General features: G+C 40.0%; 2 protein-coding genes and 1 pseudogene. 1 reads left to right on the forward strand and 2 read right to left on the reverse strand.

From position 1 onward, the window contains the following. Positions 1 to 358: pseudogene (locus LC574_RS36880) on the reverse strand (GNAT family N-acetyltransferase); the annotation flags it as partial. Positions 359 to 385: 27 nt separating this feature from the next. Beyond that, a complete protein-coding gene (locus tag LC574_RS36885) occupies positions 386 to 904 on the reverse strand; it encodes a hypothetical protein (protein WP_229458583.1) in 519 nt (172 codons plus the stop codon). An 847-nt stretch (positions 905 to 1,751) separates the two neighbouring features. Between LC574_RS36885 and LC574_RS36890 the strand changes: the two genes are divergently transcribed. Continuing rightward, on the forward strand, positions 1,752 to 2,087 hold the full coding sequence (locus LC574_RS36890; protein WP_229458585.1) for a hypothetical protein: 336 nt from the start codon (positions 1,752 to 1,754) through the stop codon (positions 2,085 to 2,087). Positions 2,088 to 2,190: the final 103 nt, after the last annotated feature.

The raw sequence follows: 2,190 nt of genomic DNA on the forward strand, positions 1-2,190 counted from the left end.
GGTGTTGATAATACATCCGTTGAATCTCGATTCGGTTAGTGGGGGCAGTGGCAATACCATCAACATAAACTAGCCTCTTACCAATATTTAACCGAGAACCGTGCATTTGCGTTTCTATTATCATTAATCCTTGAGTTTTGTTTTCGCACTCAACTGCGTAACCTTCAAGATTTTCTTGATTGGAAATATATCTTAATTTGAATATCCAGTCCCAGTATTTATCTTCTTGACTAAATAACCTTAATTTTTCGACCCAATCATTAACATAATCATCAACATGTCTTTGGACTAAATCTACCAAATAGGCTTCAACAGATGTATTATCAACACCCCTTTTTAACTCGATTTTTCGCTGCACCTAAAGCTCCTAATTGTCAACTGATTATTAAAGCTTGTGACTGCTATTTGACTGGTAGATAAAAGAGTAAATGTGAATGCGTATATCAATAGCTTTATGCCAACCAGCAAGCACAGCATCATCTGAAATGTCTCCAAGAACTACCAAACCATCTTCTTTATCCATATAGTAAGGTAAAGGTTCAGCGCTCAACCAACCATAAGCAATGGCTTCTTGATCTCGCTCAACAATTGAAACTTCTAAACCTTGTTCGTATGTTGAATAGTAGTAAAGTAAATAGCAGGCTGGATACTCTCTTAGAAATTCATGATTAACTGTGTATGATTGCCAATGCAGTCGCTCCCCATTGATTTCTTTATGATTAGCTTCTAGCCAATCATAAAGCTTTTTAGCTTGCCGCAATGCGTGGTCTTTGCCTTCAAAAACGACGTTGGGAAGAAAAATATCGCCGTCAAAATGCACCGCAACTTCAAATAAATCTTCATCTTCATCTTCATCTTCTGCTTCTGTTACCTCAATGATTCCAGCCTTATATAGTTCGGTCATTTCCCTACATTGGTAGCTCTACCCCTACATGGTTAAAATTTTAGCTAGTTACAGAATAATCAGAACACTCTGTTGGTTCTAGCCCACCTCTGAAACTAATCAACGCAAAGGGACACTAGAATTTCAACCAAATTATGAGGTGATGTCTTAAGTTCACTTCTTAAACTGGGACGATCTCTTTCGGATAGTGCGCTTATGTATCGGCACTAGGGAGTAATGAGTATACGGACAGCGAGGGGAAGTGCGTCAACGCTACCTTTGAAGGTCAACACGCCAGGTCTAAATAGCAAGTGCGATGGCGTAACCGCCTGCTGGAAGCGATCGCCTCGCAGATGTAAGCATATAAAAAAGTTCAACAATTCTAGTCTCTCAAAGCATTGATTTAGAGTGGTTGGGTGCAAGCCCCGTAAAAATAAGTTGAACAATTTGGGGCTGGAAAAGGGATTACTACACAACTTTTTCAACACAGAGACACCAAGCTCAAATAAAAAAGTTGAACAATTAGGAGAGTGATGTTAAGAGAATGTGGGTGCGATCAGCTACGCCCCGCCTTAAGAGCGATGGCGTAACCGCCATGAGCCGGTGGCGATCGCTCTAGTAATAACGTAGCGTGTGCTCGGCGTACAGGCAAGCAAGCGATTTATGGACGGATGCCTGGAGCGGGGTAAAGCACCTAACAGAAATTGTTGGACTTTATTATTTATTGTTGAACTTTTTTATTCCTCTACAGCAGATTGTGTCTAAATGTAACAATCTTTCAAAACATGGACACAATTAATACTCAGTAAATTATAGCTTTGTGCCAAGCCTTTTACAATCAATATGTCGATATCAAAAATGATATCAAATGCCTGACCAAAAGTCCCCACCAAGCGAGATGATTCGTGTGCCCGTTCCACTAATTAAGGTGGTTCGGCGACTATCAAAACTACACAGGCAAGGGCATACAATTCCCTTGCTGCAAGCCTTAGAGGAATTACTAATAAAATTTGATATCAATAATGATATCGATGTAACGGCAGACAGTAAATCAGTCAAACAGCTAGAAAAAAAGCTGGAGAAACTGGAATCCCATCTTGCAGATCTTGGCTCCTCGGTGGAAACAAAACTTGAAGCTATCACCAAAAAGCTGGAGCTAATCGAACGGGCAATCGCCTCTCAATACTTTTCGGTTAAGAATTAAGCAGTATTAATAATGGAAAAATTAAGTGGTGGATGTTGAGTAGCAGTGCCACGATGAATAGGCTTCTTGGATGGAAACTTAGAGCGAGTTTTTTTGACTAGTC

This window comes from Nostoc sp. CHAB 5715 (genome assembly GCF_020829685.1).
Taxonomy (GTDB): Bacteria; Cyanobacteriota; Cyanobacteriia; order Cyanobacteriales; family Nostocaceae; genus Nostoc.

Bases quoted from the DNA above. Each gene is read 5' to 3' on its own strand.
- LC574_RS36885 (WP_229458583.1), bottom strand. From the start codon at position 904: ATGACCGAACTATATAAGGCTGGAATCATTGAGGTAACAGAAGCAGAA.
- LC574_RS36890 (WP_229458585.1), top strand. From the start codon at position 1,752: ATGCCTGACCAAAAGTCCCCACCAAGCGAGATGATTCGTGTGCCCGTT.